The 22,922-nt window shown below is 70.7% G+C and carries 20 protein-coding genes; 5 read left to right on the forward strand and 15 right to left on the reverse strand.

All coding sequences use genetic code 11. The features are described 5' to 3' along the window. The first annotated feature begins 264 nt into the window (after nucleotides 1–264). Nucleotides 265–804 (forward strand): hypothetical protein, encoded by a 540-nt coding sequence (locus tag ACLQ2O_RS06590; protein WP_425828242.1) that lies wholly within the window; start codon nucleotides 265–267, stop codon nucleotides 802–804. Here ACLQ2O_RS06590 and ACLQ2O_RS06595 read toward each other — a convergent pair. The 3 genes from ACLQ2O_RS06595 to ACLQ2O_RS06605 form a co-directional block, all read right to left on the reverse strand. Continuing rightward, nucleotides 801–1,970 carry a hypothetical protein gene (locus tag ACLQ2O_RS06595; protein WP_425828244.1) on the reverse strand — a complete coding sequence of 390 codons (1,170 nt, stop codon included), beginning with the start codon at nucleotides 1,968–1,970 and terminating at the stop codon, nucleotides 801–803. The genes ACLQ2O_RS06590 and ACLQ2O_RS06595 overlap by 4 nt on opposite strands. Before the next feature lie 100 nt (nucleotides 1,971–2,070). Then, a complete protein-coding gene (locus ACLQ2O_RS06600) occupies nucleotides 2,071–2,592 on the reverse strand; it encodes a hypothetical protein (protein ID WP_425828246.1) in 522 nt (173 codons plus the stop codon). 19 nt (nucleotides 2,593–2,611) lie between these two features. Continuing rightward, nucleotides 2,612–4,492, reverse strand: coding sequence for a hypothetical protein (locus ACLQ2O_RS06605; RefSeq protein ID WP_425828248.1), 1,881 nt, complete (start codon nucleotides 4,490–4,492; stop codon nucleotides 2,612–2,614). Between the two features lie 338 nt (nucleotides 4,493–4,830). Here ACLQ2O_RS06605 and ACLQ2O_RS06610 point away from each other — a divergent pair, with 338 nt between their 5' ends. Further along, nucleotides 4,831–7,164 (forward strand): kinetoplast-associated-like protein, encoded by a 2,334-nt coding sequence (locus tag ACLQ2O_RS06610; protein ID WP_425828250.1) that lies wholly within the window; start codon nucleotides 4,831–4,833, stop codon nucleotides 7,162–7,164. Nucleotides 7,165–7,236: 72 nt separating this feature from the next. Next, nucleotides 7,237–8,187, forward strand: a complete 951-nt coding sequence (locus tag ACLQ2O_RS06615; RefSeq protein WP_425828252.1) for a DivIVA domain-containing protein — start codon at nucleotides 7,237–7,239, stop codon at nucleotides 8,185–8,187. Nucleotides 8,188–8,274: 87 nt separating this feature from the next. Here ACLQ2O_RS06615 and ACLQ2O_RS06620 read toward each other — a convergent pair whose 3' ends face one another. Continuing rightward, nucleotides 8,275–9,168 carry an A/G-specific adenine glycosylase gene (locus tag ACLQ2O_RS06620; protein WP_425828254.1) on the reverse strand — a complete coding sequence of 298 codons (894 nt, stop codon included), beginning with the start codon at nucleotides 9,166–9,168 and terminating at the stop codon, nucleotides 8,275–8,277. 32 nt (nucleotides 9,169–9,200) lie between these two features. Between ACLQ2O_RS06620 and ACLQ2O_RS06625 the strand changes: the two genes are divergently transcribed. Beyond that, nucleotides 9,201–9,920, forward strand: coding sequence for a hypothetical protein (locus ACLQ2O_RS06625; protein ID WP_425828256.1), 720 nt, complete (start codon nucleotides 9,201–9,203; stop codon nucleotides 9,918–9,920). A 19-nt stretch (nucleotides 9,921–9,939) separates the two neighbouring features. On the opposite strand, the gene ACLQ2O_RS06630 is transcribed toward ACLQ2O_RS06625, so the two are convergent. The 11 genes from ACLQ2O_RS06630 to ACLQ2O_RS06680 form a co-directional block, all read right to left on the reverse strand. Then, complete coding sequence (locus ACLQ2O_RS06630; protein ID WP_425828258.1) at nucleotides 9,940–11,451, reverse strand: DHA2 family efflux MFS transporter permease subunit; 1,512 nt, start codon at nucleotides 11,449–11,451, stop codon at nucleotides 9,940–9,942. Further along, nucleotides 11,433–11,999: a PadR family transcriptional regulator gene (locus ACLQ2O_RS06635; protein WP_425828260.1), complete on the reverse strand. Its 567-nt coding sequence runs from the start codon at nucleotides 11,997–11,999 to the stop codon at nucleotides 11,433–11,435. Before ACLQ2O_RS06635 ends, ACLQ2O_RS06630 begins: the two co-directional genes overlap by 19 nt. Before the next feature lie 141 nt (nucleotides 12,000–12,140). Next, nucleotides 12,141–13,235, reverse strand: coding sequence for a DNA integrity scanning diadenylate cyclase DisA (disA, locus tag ACLQ2O_RS06640; protein ID WP_337925897.1), 1,095 nt, complete (start codon nucleotides 13,233–13,235; stop codon nucleotides 12,141–12,143). Nucleotides 13,236–13,460: 225 nt separating this feature from the next. Continuing rightward, nucleotides 13,461–14,396 (reverse strand): beta-ketoacyl-ACP synthase III, encoded by a 936-nt coding sequence (locus ACLQ2O_RS06645; RefSeq protein WP_425828263.1) that lies wholly within the window; start codon nucleotides 14,394–14,396, stop codon nucleotides 13,461–13,463. A gap of 159 nt (nucleotides 14,397–14,555) precedes the next feature. Next, nucleotides 14,556–15,968 (reverse strand): DNA repair protein RadA, encoded by a 1,413-nt coding sequence (gene radA, locus ACLQ2O_RS06650; protein ID WP_425828265.1) that lies wholly within the window; start codon nucleotides 15,966–15,968, stop codon nucleotides 14,556–14,558. Nucleotides 15,969–16,045: 77 nt separating this feature from the next. Then, nucleotides 16,046–17,344: a hypothetical protein gene (locus tag ACLQ2O_RS06655; protein WP_425828267.1), complete on the reverse strand. Its 1,299-nt coding sequence runs from the start codon at nucleotides 17,342–17,344 to the stop codon at nucleotides 16,046–16,048. After that, on the reverse strand, nucleotides 17,341–19,116 hold the full coding sequence (locus ACLQ2O_RS06660) for a sugar ABC transporter permease (RefSeq protein ID WP_425828269.1): 1,776 nt from the start codon (nucleotides 19,114–19,116) through the stop codon (nucleotides 17,341–17,343). Before ACLQ2O_RS06660 ends, ACLQ2O_RS06655 begins: the two co-directional genes overlap by 4 nt. Continuing rightward, entirely contained in the window at nucleotides 19,116–20,375 is a 1,260-nt protein-coding gene (locus tag ACLQ2O_RS06665) for an ABC transporter substrate-binding protein (RefSeq protein WP_425828271.1), read from the reverse strand. The genes ACLQ2O_RS06660 and ACLQ2O_RS06665 overlap by 1 nt, the downstream gene beginning before the upstream one ends. Further along, nucleotides 20,372–20,920, reverse strand: coding sequence for a hypothetical protein (locus ACLQ2O_RS06670; protein WP_425828273.1), 549 nt, complete (start codon nucleotides 20,918–20,920; stop codon nucleotides 20,372–20,374). Before ACLQ2O_RS06670 ends, ACLQ2O_RS06665 begins: the two co-directional genes overlap by 4 nt. A 102-nt stretch (nucleotides 20,921–21,022) precedes the next feature. Further along, nucleotides 21,023–21,718, reverse strand: a complete 696-nt coding sequence (locus ACLQ2O_RS06675; protein WP_425828275.1) for a class I SAM-dependent methyltransferase — start codon at nucleotides 21,716–21,718, stop codon at nucleotides 21,023–21,025. A gap of 9 nt (nucleotides 21,719–21,727) precedes the next feature. Beyond that, nucleotides 21,728–22,504 (reverse strand): MBL fold metallo-hydrolase, encoded by a 777-nt coding sequence (locus ACLQ2O_RS06680; RefSeq protein ID WP_425828277.1) that lies wholly within the window; start codon nucleotides 22,502–22,504, stop codon nucleotides 21,728–21,730. 83 nt (nucleotides 22,505–22,587) lie between these two features. Here ACLQ2O_RS06680 and ACLQ2O_RS06685 point away from each other — a divergent pair, with 83 nt between their 5' ends. After that, complete coding sequence (locus tag ACLQ2O_RS06685; RefSeq protein ID WP_425828279.1) at nucleotides 22,588–22,914, forward strand: winged helix-turn-helix transcriptional regulator; 327 nt, start codon at nucleotides 22,588–22,590, stop codon at nucleotides 22,912–22,914. The last annotated feature ends 8 nt before the right edge of the window (nucleotides 22,915–22,922 follow it).

The raw sequence follows: 22,922 nt of genomic DNA on the forward strand, positions 1-22,922 counted from the left end.
CTCGTCCTGTGGTCGACAGTGTCGGGACAATAGTACTGATGTCAACACTATTCTGCCGATATCGGTACTATTTTGCGGATGGTGATCTAATGACCACACAAAGCATCAGAGTGTAATCGGCCGGGCTGACGTCAGAGGACGGTCGGTGAACCTTGCCAGTCCGTCGGCGTGCCTGGCGCAGCGGGAGCGGGGGAGTGTCGGTGACAATGAGTGGGCACCTGCAGTGGGGTTGACGGCAGGCGCAGGAATCGTCGAGGAGACCGGATGGGACGCCGCAAGCATCGGGCCAAGGCGCTGGTCGCGGGGTGGTGGCGGGTGGCTGCGGTTGGCGGGGTGCTGGTGGCTTTGGTGGGGGTGGGGGCGGCGTTCGTGGTGTGGCGGATGGGTGGGGAGCCCTCTGCCAGTGAGGTTGTGCCGGAGCGTGGGGTGGAGATTTTGGCGCCTCGGGGTGGTGGGGTGGTGTCGCAGGTGGAGCGGGTGGCGGGGAGGGTGCGGGGGCTTCGGGCTGGTGAGGCCGTGTGGGTTTTGATTCGGCGGGCGGGGCCGGGGGAGCCGTACTACCCGGCGTCGGGGCCTTGTGTGGGGGAGGGCGAGGCGGTGACCTGTCCGGACGTGACGATCGGCGCGGCGGAGTCGACCGGGGAGTTCGAGTTGGTGCCGTTGGTGGTGGACGGGCAGGGGCAGCGGGTGTTGATCGACTACCTGCGCGGGGCTGGGAAGGGCTCCAGTGGGCCGGGGATGGAGAAGCTTCCGCAGGGGGTTGTTGCGCAGGGGGCGACGGTCACCGTGTCCCGGCGGAGTTAGGCGTACGTCGTACGGGCGGGGCGGCGGCGGTAGTAGTACGCGGCTGTGGCGATGGCGAGGCTGGTGCCCCAGAGGGGGAACGGGAACAGCGCCAGGTGGCCGAGGTTGGTGAGCAGGGACTCCTCGGGGAGCCAGAGCATCTGGACCAGCGACGGGCTGCTGACCAGGAGGAAGACGGCGGCGGAGGTTGCGGGGATCAGGGCCGCCTTCGCCGGGACTGGGCGGCCGGCCAGGAACGGGATCCAGCGGGGCCAGATCTCGCCCCAAGGGCGGATCAGGCCGAGGGTGACGATGCCGGAGGCCAGGGCGATCAGGCCGAGGCCCAGGCCGAAGAGCTTCATGCCGGGGTCCGCGTCGAGGTCGACGGAGTCGATGCCCAGGCCGACGGGCGTCGGGAGGAGCCAGGTCATCCGGAGCAGGGCGTAGGGCATCGGGCAGAGGGCGGCGATGATCGTCGCCCAGAACCCCCAGCGGCGGACGGCGTCGGGTCCGGCCCAACCCGGGCCGACGCCGGGGCCGTCAGCGTCGGGATCGCGGTCGCGAAGAGTTCGGAGGCCCAGGGTCGTCCAGCCGGCGCCGAGGAGCAAGGCGCCGAACAGGAGGAGCGGCGTGGCGCCGACGCGTTCCGGTACGCCGGCCAGGGCAGAGCCGAGGTCGCGGAAGGCCTGCCAGTCGAAGAGGCCCGTGGTGACCTGCAGGACGGCGACGAGCGCGAGCACGCCGACGAGGAACATGCGTGTGACGGGCTGCCGCCACGCGCCGGCGACCAGGAAGCCGAAGGCGACGGGCAGGCCGACCAGGACCAGCAGGTAGCCGGCGATGACGATGACGGTCATGTTCGGGGCGAGCAGGCCGAAGACGACGGCCTGGAGTGCGGTGAAGAGCAACAGCGGCCGGTACGCCGACGGCGTCCACGTGGTCTGGGTGTGCCCGAGCGCGGCCGGTACGCCGAGAAACCCGAGCACGGCGACGATCCCCGCGCCGACGTCCGCCGGGAGGAACGCGAGCAGCGAGAGGCGGTCGCCGTCGGCGTTCGGGCCGAACGGGTAGTCCAGCGGGCCGCCGAGCAGCCAGCTCAGGCCGAGTACGCCGTACAGCAGTGACAGCGCGGCGACGGCCACCGGGAGGCGGCTGGTCCGGGTCTGGGTGGGACTGATGACGCTCATGGGTGGTCCTCCGGTGCTCGTGGTGGTTCCACGGTGCGACCGGAAGGCCCTCGAGCGCTTCCGTCCTGCGAGGGGTTCGGGTCCCTCGCACGGGTGAACTTCAGCGGTTCTGGCGCAGACGGCGTACGGCGTCGGCGAGTTCCTCGGCGTTCGGTTCAGCCGTGTGCGGGCGATCCGCGATGAACTGAGCACTCGCGCACAGCAGCCAGATCAAGCCGGTCACAAGAGCCACCGCGGGCCCAGGCCCAGGCCAGGTGTCGCTGAGAGCGCTGGCGGTGTTGGCCTGCCAGCCGCCGGCCGCGTAGATCAGGGCGACCACTCCGGAGACACCAGTCGCCAGCTGAGCCAGCTGACCGCCCCGAAGAGCCAGAGCCAGTACGGCGGCCAGCAGCCCACCCAGCCAGGCCAGCGCCAACGCCGGCTGGGTCTCGATGCCCAGCTGCCAGACGGACTCACCAAGGCGACGGCTGAAAGCCCACGGCAGGAGCAGAGCAATTCCAGCAGGCAGCGTGGCAAGCAACGTGGCAAGTGCGAACCAACGATGCTGTACGACGCCCAGGCGCTTCTCCTCCTGCGCCAGCTTCTCCGGCAGCACCTCGTCCGGCAGGTCCGGCTCCGTCATCACTCGGCCTCCAGACGGATCACGGCGTGGCCCAACTCGACGTACTGCCGCCACCCGGCTTCCGGCGATCGCACCGAGCAGACGGCTCACCAGCAGCCGGGTACGACGCCGCCGACGCGGCCGCATCCGGTACGACGAGCAGCTGGTCGCCACCACCCGGCGAGACCCCCAGTACGACGGAGCCGTCGGGCCGGGCCTCGATACTGTCCACACCTGCGACCCAACTCGGCAGCGGCCGCAGCACGCCGTCCGGCGTGACGACCGCCGTCGGAGCACTCCCGCCGAGCCACAGGTTGCCACGCACATCGACTGCGAACGCCTCGACGGTCAACGACGAGCTGGCCACGTCGCGACTCAACGGACAGCCCGCCGGGGCGACGCCGGTGAGCTGCACAGGGTCAGAGCCCGGTCGGTGCAGCGCGAGACCGGTCTGGCTCGTCTGCCAGGCCACCGTGCCGTCCGGCCCGGTGGAGACCGGGTTGCCGGGAGCGCCGGGGCCGGGGTTCACCAGGTAGTCGTCCAGCTTCATCCCGGGTCGCAGAGCCGCGGCCGGGATCTGCCAGGTGCGTGTGCCACCCCAGATGACGATCGAGCGGTCCGCGTTCCGGTGCGTGAGAGCCGGTCCGGTGCCGCTGGCCAGGACCTCGACGCCAGGGGTCACGTAGTACCGGCCGTCCGGGTCCCGGTGGCTCAGGCTGATGTCCGCCGAGACCAGGTCGAGCGGGACCGACAGGAGGGCCCAGTGCCGGTCACCTGCGCCACCGGCGAGCAGCAGCATCCGGTGGTCGGCCACGCCGAGCAGAGCCGGCGGAGTGGCGCCGTGGCTGAGCGCGACCTGCGGGAGCGCGACACCGTCGGCGTACGCGAAGACTGTCGAGCCTTCCGAGCCTGTGCGGCCGAGCAGCCACTCGCCGGGGCTGCCGTCGAGGTTGCCCGCAACGGAGTCGAGCGGGTCGGAGGTGCCGATGGCGACGCGCATGCCGAGCGGGTCCTCGAGCTGACCGCCGTTGAAGTTCAGCAGCCGGTGTGGTGAGCCGGCAACGACCTCAGGCTTGTACGGCGCGGCCATGGCGTCCGGGACGAGCACTCCGCCGACCACACCGACCACAGAGGCAGCCGCGACCAGTGGGAGCTGTTGGAGCGGCAGCAGACTGAGCAGCAAGAGCAGTACGCCCAGCACGAGGGCGGTCCAGGCGCCGAGGCCAGGCTTGTAGCCGACGCCGTCCGGGAGGCGCGGCGGGAGCTGGAGGAGCGCGTGGAGCGTGCCTGCGATGGTGAGCGCTCCGGTGGCGGCGGCCGCAGTACGTCGTACAAGCTTTAGGCCGGCGACCGAGCAGGCGAGAGTGCAGACGGCCAGTAAGGCGACGAGCACCGCCCACGTCAACGCGTACGGGAGCTCCCAGAGCTGGGAGCGGAGCAGGCCGGCCTCCGCACCCGCTGGGCCGAGCGCGACCGGGTCCACCAACTCGCGCCACGGCAGCAGAGTCGACAGGAGCAGGAGCCCCGCAGCGGCCGCCGACAGCAGGGCCGCGAAGGACCGCCGAGGAGGTCCGGGAGCGACGAAATCGCAGAGCTGGACAAAGGTTGCCCGCAATTCGGACTGGTTCAGCGGCTCTTCGGAAGATTTTTCCGGCCGCTCCGGGAGCAGTTCCTCGACCGGTACGGCGCGGGTCGCCCAGTGCGCGCAGATCACCGCCGCGGCGGCGCAGCAGGCGATCACGCCGATCACAGCCGGTGAGGTGGTGCAACCGGATCGGCCCTGGACCACCAGACCAGTCCAGACCACAGCGGTGAGTACGGTCAGGCCGGCGGCGGCCCAGCCACGTACCTGTCGGCGTACCGGGATTCTGTCCGCCCACAAGCGATCCGCGAGCACGACGACGGCCAGTGCGAGCGGCACGACGAGGGCCGGACCACGTCCGTTGACTGGTTGGGTCGTGGCGCGCCAGAGGTAACAGCCTGTGCTTGCCGAGCCCGGGAGCAGCACCGAAGCGGCTGTGACCACAGCGAGTCCGGCCAGTGCTGGACCGTGCCACCCTGTCCGTCGTACGGTCACGCGGTGCCGTAGCCGCTGCACCTGAAGCAGGCCCGCTGCGGCCTTCGATTCAGTGGGAAGATCACGCAACGGCATAAAAAAGAAGCTACCCGTAGCCGGTTGTGGCTCGTTGTAAGAGCATGACTGCGCCAAGTGGACCCGGACTGTTGGAGAGGGGGCCGGAGATGGAATCATCTCGTCGCATGGACGCACCGCGTCTGCCCTTGACCCAGGAACCGGTCGTCGACGCCGGTTCCTTTGGCGTGCGGCAAGCGGGCGGCGTGCTGGAACGCGCGCAGCGGATCGCCGACACCTTGCGCGAGCAGGCCGAGCTCGAGAACGACTCAGCACTGCGCGAGGCCGAGCAGGCTAGGACGCAGGCCGAGCAGCTCAAGGCCGAAGCCGAGAGCGAGGCCCGGAAGCTGCGCGGCGACGCGACCGCGTCCGCCGAACGCCTGCTCGCCGACGCCGAGCGGGCGGCCGAGCAGCTGCGCACCGAGGCCGAGACCGAGTCCGAGCGGGTCCGTTCCGAGGCCGCCGACGAGACTGAGCAACTGCGCGCCACGGCGACCGCCGAGGTCGCCAAGCTGCGCGCCGACACCGCGGCCGAGGTCAAGCGGCTGCGTGACGAGGCCGCCACCGAGGTGGCCAAGGTCCGAGCCGACGCGACCGGTACGGCGGACCGCCTGAAGTCCGAGTCGGAGTCGGCGGCCGAGCTGTTGCGGGTCGAGGTCGACGACGAGGTGACCCGTCGCCGGAGCGAGTCCGAAGCCGCGGCGGACAAGCTGCGTACCGAGACCCAGACGGCGGCCGACGAGTTGCGCGCCGAATCGCAGGCCACGGCGGCGCGGCGGATCGCGGACGCCGAGATGGCGGCGGCGCGGATCAAGGCCGCTGCCGACGACCACCGCAGCGAGGCCGAGGCCACGGCCGAGCAGGTCCGGACCGAGTCGGAGGCGACGGCCGGGAAGCTGCGGGCCGACTCCGAGGCCGCGGCCGCCCAGTTGAAGGCAGACTCCGAAGCAGCGGCCGCGAAGGTGCAGGCCGACTCGGAGGCCGCCGCCGCGAAGCTGAAGGCCGGTTCCGAGGCGGAGGCGGAGAGGCTGCGGACCGAGTCCGAGGCCGCCGCGGAGAAGCTCGGGGCCGAGGCCCAGGCGGCGGTCGACAAGCTCAAGGAAGAGTCGGAGGCCGCAGCCGCGAAGCGGATCGCCGAGGCCGAGACGGCGGCGGCGCAGATCAAGGCCGACGCCGACGAGTTGCTCGTCGAGGCGCGCGAAGCCCGCGAGGCCGCGGCGCAGAACGTCGAGCGGGCCGGCCGTGAGGCGCAGCAGCTGGTCGCCGACGCCGGTGAGCAGGCCGCGCTGGTGTCGCAGGCCGCCGTACGGGCCGAGGCCGATCTGATCTCGCGGGCCGAGACCGAGGCGAAGGACCTGCGGGTCTCCGTCGAGCGCGAGGTCGAGGCCGCCCGGGAGAAGTCGCGCAGCGAGATCACCGAGGCGCACGCCGAGATCGAGCGGCTGCGCGGCGAGAACCGCGCCGAGCTGGAACGGCGTACGGCGGAGCTGGAGGAGACCGAACGGGCCAAGCTGGCCGCGATCTCGCTGGAGATCGACAAGCTCCGCGCCGAAGCCGTCGAGGACATCGGCCGGCAGAAGTCCGAGGCCGAGGCCGCCAACGAGCGGCTGATGGCCGACGCCCGCGCGCAGGCCAAGCTCGTCGTCGACAGCATCGAGGCCGACCGCCGTACGGCGTCCGCCGAGGCGCAGCGGATCGTCGAGGACGCCAACAAGGCCGCCGAGGTCGCGATGGCCGAGGCCGAGAAGCAGACCGCGTGGACCAAGAAGACGGTCGACGAGCTGGTCTCCGCGGCCGAGTCCGAGGCGCAGGCGATCCGGGAGAAGGCCGCTACCGAGGCCGTCGACCTGATGCGCGAGAAGCGCGCCCACCTGCGCCGCGTCATCAGCCGCTCGACCAGCCGGCTGAAGGCGACCCAGGAAGAGATCACCCGGCAGAACGCCGAGCAGACCACCCAGGCCAATGCCGCGCTCAAGCAGGCGACCGCGCAGGCCGAGGCCGCGATGGAGAACGCCGGTCAGCAGGCCGAGCGGGTCACCGTCCAGGCGCAGGCCAAGGCCGAGCGGCTGAAGGCGACGGCCGCGGCGGAGGCCCAGGAGATCGTCGACCGCGCCAACCGCCGGGTCGCCGAGGCCGAGGCGAGCACCCAGGTGCTGCGCGAGCGCGCCGCGAACGACCTGGCCGACGCCCAGCGCCAGTCGCACGACCTGATCCGCAAGTCCCGCGCCGACGCCCAGCAGCTCGAGGCGCAGGCCCGCGCACACGCCGACGAGCTCCGCTCGCAGGCCCGAAAACTTCTCGCCGACGCCGAGGCGAGGGTCGCCGCGCTGAACCAGCGCCGCGACGAGATCACCAAGGAGCTCACCCAGCTTTCGGGTGTGATCGAGGCACTCGCTGTACCCGGCTTCCGCGTTGATGGTGGAATGTCCTCCAGCGAGGGTTCCACGGGGGAATCAGGATGAGGACGTGACAGTCAGATCCTTGTCAGTGACAATGTGTGATCCACCCACCAGTCGAAGTGAGCATCTGAAGACATGAGCAGTGAAGCACCAACCCCGTTCCGCACCGTTCTGCGTGGCTATGAGCCGGCCCAGGTGGATCAGCACGTTCGGGAGCTGACCACCTCGCTGACCGCACTCCAGCAGCAGTCCGAGCAGCTGCAGCGCCACGTACAGGAGCTGCAGTCCCGGACCGACGCTGCCGAGTCGGCCGTCATCTCGGCGCAGGAGGACAACAAGGACCGTGCGCCGACGTTCACCGAGTTCGGTGAGCGGGTCGCCAAGATCCTGTCCCTGGCCGACGACGAGGCGCGGGACCTGGTCACCCGGGCCCGTACCGATGCCGAGGCGATCGTCGCCGACGCCGAGGCGCACGCGAAGAAGGTCCGCAAGGAGGCCGAGCAGTACTCCCTGGACTGGAAGAGCGAGGTCGACGCCGAAGCTGCCCGGATCCTCGAGGAGGCGCGGACCCAGGCCGACGACATGCGCGACGAGGCCGAGCGCGACGCGAACGCGCGCCGCAGCGAGGCGCAGGCCCTGTACGAGCAGGAGCGGGCCAAGTCTGCCCAGGCCGCGGCCGCCTTCGAGACCACCCTGGCCGAGCGCCGGGGCAAGGTCGAGCAGGAGTTCGCCGCCCGGACGGCGCTGGCCGAGCAGCAGCTGGCGGCGGTCACCGACCGTGCGGCCCAGGTGCAGCGCGAGGCCGACCGGTCCCGGTCCGAGGCGGAGCGCCTGGCCCAGCAGCAGCTGGCCGACGCGAACCGTCAGGCGCAGGAGATCGTCGCCGCCGCGAAGGACAAGTCCGAGCGGATCCGCGCCGAGTCCGAGCGTGAGCTCGCCGCCGCGACGCAGCGCCGGGACAGCATCAACGCGCAGCTGACCAACGTCCGCCAGATGCTGGCGACGCTGTCCGGCAGCCCGGCGATGCCGCTCGACCTGCTCGCCGACGACGAGGACCAGACGGCCACGTCGAGCAAGAAGAACTGAGCAGACTCCACCACTGCTCCGTCGCGTAGAGGCCGGCTCTCCCCCCAGGGGGAGAAGCCGGCCTCAAGCATGTCCTTTTTACTGAATTTACTGAGGTAGTTGGTAGCGGTTGCGTGCGAGTGGCTCGACCAAGCCGTCGGCTACCAGACCGTCCAACGCTCTTTCGCGTTGGACCTGGTCGGGCCAGCAGATGTCCAGCTGCTTCTTGGGGACTGGACCTGGAGCAGCGCGCAGTACGGCGAGGAGGCGGCCTCGGGCCTGGCGGTCGGTGCCTTCGTAGGTCTGGCCCTTGCGCGGCGGCCCGTCGTACGGCGGGGAGCCGGCCAGGAGCCAGGCGCACTGGCTGGTGATGGGGCACTCGGAGCAGTGGGGAGTGCGGGCGGTGCAGACCAGGGCGCCCAGCTCCATCGTGGCTACTGCCCAGCGGGCTGCCGTGGACTCGTCTGAAGGCAGAGCGGCGACAGCCAGGCGCTGGTCGGCGGCCGTGGGGGAGATGGTCGGCTGCGCGACCCCGGTCAGGGCCCGGGCGAAGACCCGTCGCACATTGGTGTCCACCACCGCGTGCCGCTGCCCGAAGGCGAACGACGCGATGGCAGCCGCCGTATAGGTCCCCACACCAGGCAGCGCCAGCAGGGCAGCGTGGTCCGACGGCACCTCGCCGCCGTGCAGCTCCACGATCGCCTTGGCGGCCGCGTGCAGTCGTAGGGCCCGCCGGGGGTAGCCGAGCCGGTCCCAGGCCCGCACAGCCTCACCAGGCGGCTCTGCGGCCAGGCCACCCGGCTTGGGCCACCTCCGCATCCACACCTCGTACGCCGGAAGCACCCGCGCGACCGGTGTCTGCTGCAGCATGAACTCGCTGACCATCACCGCCCACGCCCCCGCGTCCGGCTCCCGCCAGGGCAGGGTGCGGGCGTGGTCGGCATACCAGCGCTGCACGGGCGAGTGCAAGGCCGAAGCGAGGGAAAGCGGCGAGTCTGACATGTCGGGCTCAATCCTGACATTAAGGTGCGGACATGAGCAGCATGCTCCGTCCGGTCGGGCACCTGCCTGCCAGCGTCTACTGGTTCCGCAGGGGCCTGCTGCTGCTCGCCTTGGTGGTCGTGCTGGTGCTGTTCGGCCGTCTGATCGGCGGAGGCGGCGACAAGCCGGAGAACACCGCGGCCAACGGCCCGCAGCAGGGCGAGACCCCCGCGGGCCCGGTCGACCCGACCAGTACGCCGTCCACGGACGAGCAGACGCCGGGCAAGACCCCGCCGCCGACGGCCCAGCCGACGGACAAGCCGACCACGAAGCCGACGGGCAAGCCGAGCACCCCGGAGACACCGAAGACGCCCGAGCCGCCGAAGGAGTGCACCGGCCGCGACGTCCGGGTCGCCGTGCTGCCCGCCGTCCGCTCGGTCAAGACCGGCGGTTCGCTGAACTTCGCCGTCCAGCTCAGCGCCGTCCGCGACGAGTGCAAGGCCGCGATCGACCCGACCCTGCTCTCGCTCACGATCACCTCGGGCGCGGACCAGATCTGGTCCACCACCCAGTGCGAGCAGACCGTGCCGCGGGCCACCTTCCTTGTTGCCAAGGGCAAGCAATCCACCAGCACGGTCGCCTGGGACGGACGCCGGTCCGGCCCCGGCTGCCTGCCGGGCCAGCCGCAGGCCAAGCCCGGCACCTACGTGGCCAAGGCCGTGTACGACGGACAGGCGTCCGCCGCACAGGCCTTCTACATCGTCGCTCCCTAGCCCCAGCCTCAGCCCAGCCCTAGCCCTGGTCCGAGACCTTCGCCGTACCCGCGTACGCCTTGTTCTGCAGGTGCTGCGGCCGGGTGAAGAACAGTGCCGCGATCAGCCCGATGATCAGCACCGACGCCGGCAGCAGCAGCGACTGCGCCATCGAGTCGCTGAAGCCTTGGTGGATCGCCTCGGGAAGCTTCCCCGCGAAGCTCGGCTCCGGCGACGCCCCACCACCCGGCGCGGCCGGCAGGTTCGCGGCCAGCCGCGACTCCATCAGTACGGCGATGCCCGCGCTCCCGAGGACCGCGCCGACCTGCCGTGTCGTGTTGTAGACGCCGGCACCCGCGCCGGCCTGGTGGTACGGCAGGTTCCGCGTCGCGGTCGTACCGAGCGGTGCCCACATGAACCCGTTCGCCACGCCCAGCAGCGCGATCGGCAGCAGCAGCTGCCAGATCGGGACCGTCGGCTCCATCACCTGGCTCAGCCAGAACAGCGACACCGAGCAGCAGAGCAGCCCGAAGCCGGCGATGAACCGCGGTGGTGCCTTGTCGGTGAGCCGGCCGACGAACGGGGCCAGCGCACCCGAGATGACCGCCATCGGCACCAGCAGCAACGCCGACCGGGTCGGGCTCAGTCCTCGCACGCTCTGGGCGTACAGCATCAGCGGGAACGTCATCGCGGTGATCGCGAACCCGACGGTGGTGATCGCGGTGTTCGCGAGCGAGAAGTTGCGGTCCTTGAACAGCGACAGCGGCAGCAGCGGCTCGCCCCTGTTCTTCGCCTGCCAGAACAGGAAGACCCCGATCACCACGAGTCCGGCGATGATCAGCGACCAGACCGAGATCGGTCCGGTGATCTTACCCCAGTCGTACTTCTGCCCCTCCTGGATCCCGAACACCAGGCAGAACAGGCCGATCGAGCTGAGCGCGACGCCGAGCAGGTCGAACTTGTGCTCGTTGGTCGGCAGGTCCGGTACGAGCCGCAGCGCGAGCACGAAGCCGACGATGCCGACCGGCGCGTTGATGAAGAAGATCCACTGCCAGCCGAGCCCGTCGACCAGTACGCCGCCGAGGATCGGCCCGACCAGCGTCGCGACACCGGCCGTCGCGCCCCACAGGCTCATCGCCCGGCCACGCTGCTCGGCCGGGAAGATCCGGGTGATCACGGCCATCGTCTGCGGCGTCATCAGCGACGCGCCGAGGCCCTGGAAGATCCGGGCCACGATCAGCATCTCGATCGACCCGGTCAGCCCGCACCAGATCGACGCCAGCGTGAACAGCGTCAGCCCGGTCAGGTAGAGCTTCTTCGGGCCGAACCGGTCGCCGAGCCGTCCGGTGATCAGCAGCGGTACGGCGTACGCGAGCAGGTAGGCGCTGGTCACCCAGACCACGCTGCTGACGTCCGCGTCCAGGTCGGTCAGGATCGCCGGCGTCGCGACCGAGACGATCGTCGAGTCCACCAGGATCATGAAGAAGCCGAGTACCAGAGCCCACAGCGCGGGCCACGGCCGCACGTCGGGGCTCACTTGCGGTGTTGCCATGAAAGGTCCTTGCTCTCGATCCGTTGGAGAAGAGTGGTCAGCCAGTCGCGCTCGGCGGCCAGCACGGCCCGTTGGTAGTCCGCGGCCAGCCAGAACGGCTCCGGTACCCCGCGGGTGCGCACGTCGGCGATCGCCGTCTCGAGCTCGTTGACCTCGAGGTCGAGCGTGCGCAGCCGGCGCCGGAACCGGTCGGCCGCGTCGTCGGGCTCGAGGTTGTGCGCCTCGCTCAGGACGACGGGGAACAGCGGGTACTCGTAGACGTAGTTCTCGATCCCGGTCCGGACCCGTTCTTCCAGGGCCTGCTTCCCGGCGGTGGTGACCTCGTACGTCGTGCGCTCGGGGCGGTTGCCGGAGCGTTCGGTGCCGGTCGCGCGGACCAGTTCCTGGCCGGCCAGCCGCTCGACCGTGTGGTAGAGCGAGCCGGGCTTCACCTTCAGCAGCCGGTCGTTCCGCCGGTGCAGCAGCACTTGGTACATCTCGTACGCGTGCATCTGGCGCTCTTCCAGCAGGGCCAGCACCGCGATGGCCAGAGGCGTCAGGTCCGCCACTTCACCCACTCCGACTATTCCGTGCGAACTATTCCACCTGGAGTATTACTCGCTCGCTGCGGTGGAAGCAAGTCCGTTGACGCAAAAGACCGCGGCCTCGGTGGGATCCACCGGGGCCGCGGTCTTTTGCGTCGTACCAGCTCAGACGTAGCGCTCGAGGATGCTCGACTCGGCCAGCCGGGACAGGCCCTCGCGGACCGTGCGGGCGCGGTTCTCGCCGACGCCGTCGACGGTCTGCAGGTCGTCGATGCTCGCGGCCAGCAGCTTCTGCAGGTGGCCGAAGTGCTCGATCAGGCGGTCGATCACCGCACCCGGCAGGCGCGGCACCTTGGCGAGCAGCCGGTACCCGCGTGGGGTGACGGCGGCGTCCAGCTGCTCGGCCCCACCGAGCTGCAGGGCGCGCGCGACCTGGCCGATGTCCAGCAGGTCGGTCGGGCTGACCGCGTCCAGCTCCAGCAGTACGTCGTCCGCCGTCTTCGCCCGGCGGCCGGTCGCGGGCGGCAGGTAGTCGCGAACCACCAGTTCGCGCTCGCCTGCGACGCCGGCGACCAGTTCGTTCAGCTGCAGCGTGAGCAGACGGCCGTCGGTGCCGAGCTCGACCACGTAACCGTCGATCTCGGTGGCGATCCGGCGGACCATCTCGAGGCGCTGCGCGACGGCCGCGACGTCCCGGACGGTGACCAGGTCCTCGATCTCCAGCGCCGACAGCGTGCCGGAGACCTCGTCGAGGCGCAGCTTGTACCGCTCGAGCGTGGCCAGTGCCTGGTTCGCGCGGGACAGGATCGCGCCGGAGTCCTCCAGCACGTAGCGCTGGTCGTCGACGTACAGCGCGATGATGTGCATCGACTGCGACACCGAGATGACCGGGAAGCCGGTCTGCCGGGCGACCCGGTCGGCGGTGCGGTGCCGGGTGCCGGTCTCCTCGGTGTGGATCGACGGGTCCGGCATCAGGTGCACGGCGGCGCGCAGCATCCGGCTCATGTCGCGGTCGAGAATGATCGCGCCGTCCATCTTGCTCAGCTCACGCAGGCCGGTGGCGGTGAACGGAACCTCGATCTCGAACCCACCGGTCGAGATCGAGTCGACCACCTTGTCCTGTCCGAGGACCAGCAGGGCGCCGGTGCGCCCGCGCAGGATTCGTTCCAGGCCTTCGCGCAGTTCGGTACCAGGCGCCACGGCGGCGAGGGTCGCGCGCATCCGGGCGTTGGTGCTGTTCTTGTCGGAATTCGGGGCCACGATCCCTGAGTCTATGCGGGTCGGCGGCGTGGTGTGAGCGAATAGCCCCGGAGCGACGGCTCCTGTCCCGGGCGCTTGCAAACGCCCGTGCATCCGAATGTGCACCCGACGCGTGCAACATATTTTCCCGCGTGCGGGCCCGGTTTCCGGAACGGTGCAGGGCCGGAAACCCTCAGCGGCCCGCACAAGGTCGGCGGAAAATTCGTTGCCGCCGTACGGCGAGTCTCAGGGGCAGCGGATGATCTGACCGGCGTACGACAGGCCGCCGCCGAAGCCGAACAACAGGACCGGGGCTCCGACCGGGATCTCGCGGCGCTCGACCAGCTTGGACAAGGCGATTGGGATGCTGGCCGCCGAGGTGTTGCCGGACTCGACCACGTCCCGCGCGACGACCGCGTTGATCGCGCCGAGCTTCTTGGCCAGCGGCTCGATGATCCGCAGGTTGGCCTGGTGCAGCACGACACCGCCGAGCTCCTCGGGGGCGATCCCGCTCTTCTCGCAGACCTCCTTGGCGATGGCCGGCAACTGGGTCGTGGTCCAGCGGAAGACGCTCTGCCCGTTCTGCGCGAACTTGCCGTCGCCCTCGATCCGTACGGCGTCCGACATCTCCGGCACCGAACCCCACACGACCGGCCCGACCTCCGGCTGGTCGCCGGCGACCAGGACGAGCGCGCCGGCGCCGTCGCCGACCAGCACGCACGTCGTCCGGTCCGTCCAGTCGGTGAAGTCGGTCAGCTTCTCGACGCCGATCACCAGTGCCTTGGACGCCGCACCGGCGCGGATCGCGTGGTCCGCGGTGGCGACGGCGTGGCTGAAGCCGGAGCAGGCGGTGTTGATGTCGATCGCGGCCGGGTGGCCGAGGCCGAGGCGGGCGGCGACGCGGGCGGCGATGTTGGGGGAGCGGTCGATCGCCGTACAGGTGGCGACGACGACGTAGTCGATCTCGGCCTTGTCGAGGCCGGCGTTCGCGATCGCCTTCTCGGCGGCCCGCCAGGCCATCTCGTCGACCTGCTCGTCCGGCGCCGCGACCCGGCGCTCCTTGATGCCGACCCGGCTCTGGATCCACTCGTCGTTGGTGTCCACCATCGTGGCGAGCTCGGCGTTGGTGAGCACCCGCTCGGGCTGGTAGTGGCCGAGCGCGACAACTCTGGATCCGGTCATGGTGGCTCCTTCGTGGGCGGCCGCGGGGAGGGGTGGGCCGCCATCCAGAGTACGTAATGACGAATCAGGGTGTGGACACCCGTCTCACCTCTGTGAGAGGAGCCACAGCGGTGAGGAGATGAGCGGCGGGAAAGACGAGGGAGGGGGAGGAGAGCCGGGTTACAGGATGCCCGCCGCGTGCAGCGCGGCACGGACGTCGCCGGCGGCGAAGACGCGCAGGCCGTACTTGGCCTGCATGTCGAGCGGCTTCAGGTCCTTGCCGCGGTTCGGTACGTCGGCCGGCACGATCGCCTTGGTGAAGCCGAGCCGGGCCGCCTCGGCCAGCCGCTTCTCCAGCCCGCCGACCCGGCGCACCTCGCCGGCCAGGCCGACCTCGCCGATCGCGATCAGCCCGGGGTGGATCGGCTTGTCGGTGACCGACGACGCGACCGCGATCGCGACCGCCAGGTCGGCGACCGGCTCGGTGATCTTCACCCCGCCGACGGTCGCGACGTACACCTCGTGATCGTGCAGCTTGATGCCCGCCCGGTTGCCCAGGACGGCCAGCACCATCGCGACCCGCTGCGACTCCAGCCCGGACGTCGTCCGCCGCGGTTGCGGCGCCGACGACGGGCCGACCAGCGCCTGCACCTCGGCCAGCAACGGCCGGCGGCCCTCCATCATCACCGTCACGCACGTGCCGGCGACCGGTTCGGAGTGCTCGGAAACGAACAGGCCGGTCGGGTCGCTGACCTCGACGATGCCGGTGTCGACCATGTCGAAGCAGCCGACCTCGTCGGACGGGCCGAACCGGTTCTTGGTCGCACGGACCATCCGGAAGCCCGAGTGCCGATCGCCGTCGAAGGCGAGCACGACGTCGACCAGGTGCTCCAGCATCCGCGGACCGGCGATCGCGCCGTCCTTGGTGACGTGCCCGACCAGGACGACCGCGATGTTGCGTTCCTTGGCCAGCCGGACCAGCGCGCCGGTCACCTCGCGGACCTGTGTGACGCCGCCGGGAGCGCCGTCGACCTCTGGGTGGGCCATCGTCTGCACGGAGTCGATCACCAGGAACGACGGCTCGACGGCGTCGACCTGACCGACGACCGCGCCCAGGTCGGTCTCGGCCGCCAGGTACAGCTCGTCGACCAGCGCGTCGGTGCGTCCGGCCCGCAGCCGGACCTGGGCCGCGGACTCCTCGCCGGAGACGTAGAGCGTGCGGTGCCCGTTGCGCGCGGACTGGGCCGCGACCTCGAGCAGCAGCGTGGACTTGCCGACGCCCGGCTCACCGGCGAGCAGGATCACCGCACCCGGTACGACGCCGCCGCCGAGCACGCGGTCCAGCTCGCCGATCCCCGTCGGCCGTGACTCGGCCTCGACCGCGGACACCTGCGAGATCGGCATCGCCGGCGAGGAGACCGCGCCCGCGGTGATCCGCGCGGCCTTCGGCGCACCGACCTCGACGACCGTGCCCCAGGCCTGGCACTCGCCGCAACGCCCGATCCAGCGGGCCGCCGTCCAGCCGCACTCCGTGCACTGGAACGGCGACTTGCCCGCCGCCTTCGACTTGGTCTGCCCCGACGCCTTCACCATGCCCACAACCTAGGCGACGCCACCGACAAACCGCGGCTCACCAGCGCCGCGCGCTGTTCACCGCGGCCAGGCCCCGATCAGCGCAACCGCCACTGCTCGATCGTGCGGCGCAACCAGCCGATCGATCCCTTGCGCGACACCACGGGCTCGACCGCGGCCGGCCCGGTCTGCGTGGCGACGTCGAGGTAGTGCGTCAGCATCGGGCTCTCGTGCGTCCGCAGTACCGCGCTCTGCTCCAGCAGTTCTCGCCCACCCGTGCGATCGCCCGCAACGACCGCAGCCGATCCCAGGTGCTGCAGGCACCGCGCCTGCCCCTCCCGCTCGTCGATCTCCGAGTAGTGGTGCTCAGCGCGCCTCCACCACTTCGCCGCTTCGTCCGGCCGCTTCAGCATCCACGCGGCCACCCCGATCAGCTCGAACGCATGCGCCTGAGCACTCCGGTCACCAGCAGCCGCTGCCCGAGCTGCTGCAGGCTTCAGGTGGTCCAGCGCACCTTCGGCGTCCTCCTGGTAGAGCTGGACGATCGCCAGGTTGATCGAGATCGCCACGTCCGCCGCAAGGTCCGGACCGGGCCGACTGAGCCGCGCGTCGTCCAGCCGGCTACGAGCGTGTGCGACAGCTTCCTCCCGCTCGTTGCCCGCAGGAGCGTCTTCAGCTCGCGCCAGGTGCACCAGGGCCGACTCGACCTGTCGCCGCGTCTCCAGCGCCGCCGCGGTCCGGCTGTGTCCACGCCGGGACGGTGCGACGTTGGCAGAGACCCCGATCCGGGCGATCGCGAGGTCCAACTGATCCAGCAGCCGGTACGCCGTACCCTCCCGCGCTATCGCCAGCTCCTCGAGGTCCGGCCGATCGCAGCCGTCGGCCACGCCCAGCAGGTAGACGCTCAGCTCCAGGAGCTCCTCCGCCTGCCCCTGCCGGATGTACCAGGCATCCAGCGCGTCGCAGATCCGAGCCAGGTCGTCAGCCAGCGCGGGCACGGCCTTCTCGCTCACCAGCAGGTTCCGCAGTCGTAGCTCGTTCAGCTCGAACCACTCCGCCGCGGCCAGTCCCGCCGCCTCGGAGCCGAGCGCCACCAGCCACTGCTCCGCCTCCTCAGCAGCGGCCTGGAGCTCCGACGGCGCACTGGCCGCGACAGCACCTGCCCGCCACCGCCGGTACTTCCGCAGCCCGACCGGCGCGTTGTAGATCGCCCAGATCAGGACGAACGCGATCGTCAGGCTGAAGCCGACCACCCGGATCCAGCCACCGCTGTCCAGGCTCTGCGACAGCTTCTCGCTCGCCAGCCCGGACAGCAGACCGGCCGCGATCGCACTGATCCCCAGGAAGTCCTTGCGCCGCCGCTCGGACTTCGGCTTGTCCTCGTGGGGGGTGCTCACGGCCGGCTCCCGATGGTCAGCCCGCGCACGACGGTCCGCCAGAACGTCAGCATCAGCACCGCCGGTACGACGGACGCGACCACGGCCGCCGCGGCGACCGTCCCGCTCGACGCCGAGAACTGCCGGGCTTCGCCCCAGAGCACCAGCGACAGCGGCGTCGTACCGGCTCCGCTGATCAGGAAGCCGACGATGAAGTCGTTCCACACCAGCACGAACTCCAGCACAGCAACAGCGACCACCGCGGGCCGGTAGGTCCGCTGCACAGTCGCCAGTACGGCGCTCTGCCGCGCCGGCCCCTGCAGGGCTTCGGCAACCAGCATCGGTGGAGCCGACGCGAACGCGGACCGCAGCAGCAGTACGGCGAACGGCAGCCCGGCCGACGCGTGCACCAGCCCCAGCGCGATCCGTGACCCCGTGAGCCCGGCCGCGTCGATCGCATCCCGCAGCGGCGCGGCGTACATCTGCACGGGCGTCACGGCCAGCACCACGAACACTGACGTCACCACTCGGCCCAGCCAGGTCGGCAGGCCACCCCACGCGACCAGGTACGCCGTCGGCACAGCAACGACCAGCAGCACCACTGTGGCGATGGAGGAGATCAGCACAGTCGACAGCAGCGATCGCAGCAGCCCAGTGCTCGCCGCCGCGTCGAACGACGACAGTCCAAGCCCGCGCAGCGACCACCAGCCACGCAGTCCGGCCTCCCGCGGCGAGTGCAGCGCAGTAGCCACCAGTACGACGGCCGGCAGGATCCAGAACAGGCTGACCGCGAACCCAGCAGTCCACCCGATCCGCCGGACCCGTTTGCTGGGCTTGGGTCTGCGCAACGTCGAGTCAGCCGGTACGACGCTCACCGGCATCGCCCAGCGCCGCCGGCGCAGCCCGCGCACCCCGATCACCGCCACCGCGGCGACGATGGCGAACAGGACGACGCCCAGGGCCGCCGTACGGCCGGAGCCGTCGCCGGTGGTCGTTGCTCGCCACCAGTTGAGGCCGAGCACGTCGGCGTCGTGCTGCATGGGACCCGGTACGACGATCAGCACCAGGTCGAACACGCGGACCGCCGCGACCACCAGCGTCAGCGTGATGACTCCGGTGATCGGCCGTAGCAGGGGAATCTCCAGCGCGCGCCAGCGGCGCAGGCCGGTCAGGCCCTCGGCAGCGATCGTCCGGCTGACGTCGTCCGGGATCGCGTCCAGGCCGGCGCGGAACAGCGACACGACGTACCCGAGCCAGGTCCAGCCGAACGCGGACACCAGGACCAGCCAGAACAGACCAGGTCCGAGCCACACCGGGCTGGTGCCGAACAGCGAGGTCCACACTGCCGTCACGGTGCCGCGCTCAGGGGTCGAGTCGAAGATCAGCCGGAACGTCGCACCGGACACGAGGACCGACACGGCGAACGGAATCACCAATGCTGGTTGGAGAAACGACGACAGGCCGGGCAGTCGGTAGCTCACGACGGCCAGCAGGAACCCGACGACGACCAGGGCGACCGCGACAGCCACCCAGGCCACACTGTTCCGTACGGCGTGCAATGCGGCCGGGTCGCCCATCACCGCGAAGTTGCTGAACCCGAACGACCCGTCCGGCAGCCGAAACGCCGCGACCACGGTGATCACGATCGGCACCAGCAGCAGACTGGTCAGCAGGAGCGCCGGAATCCCCAGCAGGTAAGGGCCTGCCGGCCGCTGCGGCCGACCGGTCACCGGGCGGCCGGAGACCGTGCGCCCGACGATCTCGAGCGACAGCTTGGTGCTGCCCAGGTCCATCAGCCCTCCACCTCGGCCAGCTCCGTCAGGGCGAGCTGCACTGCTTCCGGTACGACGTCAGGCCCGCGCGTACCGACCCGGACGAGCAGATCGGTCAGCACGCGCCACAGTCCGTCGATGCCACCCAGCTCGCCCAGCCGGTCGGACAGGTCGAACTGCAGCGAGGTCTCCGGCGCGACCAGCTGGTCAGCAAGCCGGGTCAGCTCAGGGGAGTAGCCGGTAGTGCGCCCGTCGACCAGGAAGCCGCCGGACGAGATCCAGGGCGCCGGAGCCGCCGGTGTCGCGAGCCGGTGCAGCAGGTCCCACGCGTCGTCGGTGGCCGGGCGCGGCAGCACCATCACGTCGCCACCGACCACCACCGGTGCGGCCGCTCCCGCACCGAAGGCCGGGAACGTGAACAGGCCGACGTCGGCCGGGTCAGCGGCGAACTGACGGATCACCGGCTCGGCGAAGTCCGACGCGGCCACCATCGCGGCCCGGCGGTGCCCGAAGACCTCCAGGACCGCGTCCGGGAACTGCTGCGTCAGCGAGCGTTCCACGCCACCGGCCAGCGCGCCTGGCGCGGCCCACATCGTTGCCAGCTGCTCCAGCGCGGCCGCGAACTCCGGGACGCGGGAGGGGCGCGGGTCGGATGCCACTGCCAGTGCGCGGTAGGCACTAGGCGCCGTACCGAGCAGGACGTTCTCCAGGAAGTCGGTGAGCACCCAGCCGTCCCCTGCGCCCAGCGCGAGCGGTCTGATGCCTCCGATCGACAGGGCCTTGTTCAGCTCGAGCCACTCGTCCCACTGCGTCGGCGGCTGCACCTGCGCCTCACGGAACACCGACGGCCGGTACCAGACCGCCGACTTGTGCGCCGTCTTGAAGGGCAGCCCGTACGTCGATCCTTCATGCGTCAGCAGCTCGTCCCACAGCCGGGCCCGGCCTCGGTCGGCCAGGTCGGACGGCATCTTCTCCAGGTCGTCACGGCGCTGCGGGACCAGACCGGGCTGCGGCAGCATCACGATGTCGGGCCGCCGGGCCGAGCGCGCCCCGAAGGCTGTGGAGATGTCGTCGCCGAGCGGGATCACCTCGACCGGGTAGCCGAGCCTGCCGAGCCCGTCCAGCACCTTGTGGAAGGCCCGCAGCTCCGGACCGCTCCAGCTCACCGCTACTCGCACGCTGCGGCTCAGTCCGAGGACGTCGGGACTGCACCCGGACACGGCGGTCGCCGCAGCACCGGCGAGCACCACCCGTCGGCTGATCACGAGTCGCCGAGTCATCTGTCGAAGGCCTTCGCACGCTCGGCATCGGTAGTGATCAGCACCAGCGCGATGGACCACAGCTCAGTGATGTTGTCCGGTCGCAGCAACGACCCCCAGGTCGGCAGGCCCGGCGCATCCTCCAGCACGATCACCGACGGGTCCGCTCGTACCGCACGGGCCAGCCCGGCCAGCCGGCGTCGCCCTGGGGTGATCTCGTGCGGGTAGCGATGCAGTACGTCGTCCAGGTCGCAGTTGTTCGCGGTGAGCCGGCACTGCTTGTCGGCGGCCTCCCTGGTCACCCGGTGGGTGGCGATGTGGCCGTGCAGGATGTTGCCGAGCACGGTCAGGTGCGGCAGCAGACCGCCCTCCGCAGGTACGAGCCGGACCGGCCCGCTGGTCTCGACCGCGGCGTTCGCCGGCGGCTCGTCCAGTCCGGTGATCAGGTCGGCGCACAGCCGCGCCTCGGCCCGCGTCCCGAGCACCAGCGACCGCTGCTGTCCTGCGCCGACCCTCACCTCGTCGGGGAGTCCCGGAAGCAGTCGATGGAGCAGCAGTCCGTCCATGCCGGCGAGGCGCCTCCCAGGTCGTGGCGAATGCTCACCTTAGGGCGCCGCGCGGTCCACTGCAGCGGGCCGCGTGTCTAGGGGGTGTCTGGCGATCCCCTGTCAGTACGTGCGACTCCACAGGTTGATCGCGTAGTCGACCTCGTGACCGGCGTACGACGTGATGATGCGCTCGGCGATCTGGGGCTGGAACTCGATCCGCACCACGGCCTCGAAGTCGGCCCGGCTCTCGAAGCGCCAGCCCATGTCCAGCGGCGTGCGGTGCCAGCCGCGCGAGGTCCAGAAGCGTTCCACCTCGGGCGCCTTGATCATCGGGTACGCCGCACTGAACCAGCCGCCGAAGGTCGACCGGCTCCCGTCGTTGTCGATCACGAACGCCGTGCCGCCGTGCCGCATCACCCGGTCCAGCTCGAGCAGACCGGGCTCGCTGCCCGGGCCGAAGAAGTAGGCCCACCGGGCGTGCATCACGTCGATGGACGCGTCCGGGATCGGCAACTGCTGCGCCGTACCCTGCTTGACCTCGACGTTGTCCAGCTGGCGGGTCCGGCGCCGCGCAGCGTCGGCCAGCGTCCCGTGCGGCTCCACCCCGATCACCTGGGCAGCGGTCCGCGCGAACATCGGCAGGTGGAACCCGGTCCCGCACCCAAGGTCCAGCACGGTCGCATCGGCCCAGTCCCGGATCGCCCGCATGGCCGGCTCGATCACGCCGTCCGGATCGACGGCCCGGTTCTCGATCTCGTACGTCTGCGGGTGGTGCCAGATGTTCGGACTGGGAATCCCGCCCTCAGCGATGCTCACGGCAAGATTTTAGGGCCGCCCCGCGAACTCGACCGGGTCGTGCGCCGAGAACACCACCGGTCCGTCGGGTCGCCGCACGGCCTCACGCAGCCGGTCCCGGTTCGCGAGCCGCTGCGTGCGGTCGGTCTCGGCGCGGGCTTGCAACTGGTCCAGGCCCTCGGGCCACTCACCGGCGTCGTGGAGCTCGTTGCGGTGGAAGTACGCGTCGCCGGCGTGCAGCAGCCAGCCGTCCTCGCTCTGGACGGCGACCCCGACGTGGCCCGGGGTGTGCCCGAGCAGCGGCACCATCAGGATCTCCGGCGGCAGTCCGTCGAGCGCCCGCACACCGGCGAAGCCCATCCACTCGTCACCGGCCAGTCCGGCGTACGTCACCCACTTCGGGCCGTGCGCGTAGGCGGCGTTCAGGTAGATCCCCTCGCCGGGCAGCGCCGCCTCGTGCTCCGCGGCGTGCAGGTGCACCGACGCGTCGGGGAAGTCGGGCAGCCCACCGCAGTGGTCCCGGTGCAGGTGCGTCACGACGACGTGCCGTACATCGGACGCGGCGAATCCGAGCTGCTCGACCTGGTGGACCGCCGTCTCCTCGGACCGCAGGACCGGACGGGCCCAGCCGAGGAAGTCCTCGCCGAGTGACCCAGCCGGGTCCTTCAGGTTCACCGTCCCCAGTCCGGTGTCGACCAGCACCAGCCCATCGGCGTCGGTCTCGATCAGCAGGCAGTGGCACACGGCCGGTGGTTCTCCGGCGCCGGCGGACGCCATCGTCCCGCAGTTCAGCGAGTGGACTCGCACGGTTCGCTCCAGTGGTAGAAGTGGGGTTGCTCCGGTTTCCGAAGTTAGGAGGGCACGTCGTGGCTCACCAAACGGTTGGTCTCATGCCGTCCTGCGAGGAGCTGGACGGTGAGCTGCCGCCGGCCTGTCCGGTCGACGTCGCGCTCGACACGCTGCGCGGGCGCTGGACCGCGTTGATCATCGGCGAGTTCCGGCACGGCGACCGGAGCTTCTCCGAGCTGCGCGACGGTCTGCCCAGGCTGTCCGACAAGGTGCTCACCGACCGCCTGCAGCACCTTGTCGCCGCGGGGGTCCTCGAGCGCACGCGGACGTCGGCCTATCCGCCGCGCGTCTCCTACAGACTCACCGACCGAGGCCGTGACCTGGTCCCGGTGCTGCGCGCCCTGTGGGAGTGGGGCTCGCAGCAATAAGAGCTTGA

The organism is Kribbella sp. DT2, from assembly GCF_049844575.1.
Lineage (GTDB): Bacteria > Actinomycetota > Actinomycetes > Propionibacteriales > Kribbellaceae > Kribbella.

Coding starts and splice junctions, on each gene's coding strand:
- ACLQ2O_RS06630 (WP_425828258.1), bottom strand. CDS start 11,451: ATGGCAACACCGCAAGTGAGCCCCGACGTGCGGCCGTGGCCCGCGCTG.
- ACLQ2O_RS06590 (WP_425828242.1), top strand. CDS start 265: ATGGGACGCCGCAAGCATCGGGCCAAGGCGCTGGTCGCGGGGTGGTGG.
- ACLQ2O_RS06665 (WP_425828271.1), bottom strand. CDS start 20,375: ATGACTCGGCGACTCGTGATCAGCCGACGGGTGGTGCTCGCCGGTGCT.
- ACLQ2O_RS06620 (WP_425828254.1), bottom strand. CDS start 9,168: ATGTCAGACTCGCCGCTTTCCCTCGCTTCGGCCTTGCACTCGCCCGTG.
- ACLQ2O_RS06595 (WP_425828244.1), bottom strand. CDS start 1,970: ATGAGCGTCATCAGTCCCACCCAGACCCGGACCAGCCGCCTCCCGGTG.
- ACLQ2O_RS06645 (WP_425828263.1), bottom strand. CDS start 14,396: ATGACCGGATCCAGAGTTGTCGCGCTCGGCCACTACCAGCCCGAGCGG.
- ACLQ2O_RS06625 (WP_425828256.1), top strand. CDS start 9,201: ATGAGCAGCATGCTCCGTCCGGTCGGGCACCTGCCTGCCAGCGTCTAC.
- ACLQ2O_RS06610 (WP_425828250.1), top strand. CDS start 4,831: ATGGACGCACCGCGTCTGCCCTTGACCCAGGAACCGGTCGTCGACGCC.
- ACLQ2O_RS06615 (WP_425828252.1), top strand. CDS start 7,237: ATGAGCAGTGAAGCACCAACCCCGTTCCGCACCGTTCTGCGTGGCTAT.
- ACLQ2O_RS06670 (WP_425828273.1), bottom strand. CDS start 20,920: ATGGACGGACTGCTGCTCCATCGACTGCTTCCGGGACTCCCCGACGAG.
- ACLQ2O_RS06660 (WP_425828269.1), bottom strand. CDS start 19,116: ATGGACCTGGGCAGCACCAAGCTGTCGCTCGAGATCGTCGGGCGCACG.
- radA (WP_425828265.1), bottom strand. CDS start 15,968: ATGGTGAAGGCGTCGGGGCAGACCAAGTCGAAGGCGGCGGGCAAGTCG.
- ACLQ2O_RS06600 (WP_425828246.1), bottom strand. CDS start 2,592: ATGACGGAGCCGGACCTGCCGGACGAGGTGCTGCCGGAGAAGCTGGCG.
- ACLQ2O_RS06685 (WP_425828279.1), top strand. CDS start 22,588: ATGCCGTCCTGCGAGGAGCTGGACGGTGAGCTGCCGCCGGCCTGTCCG.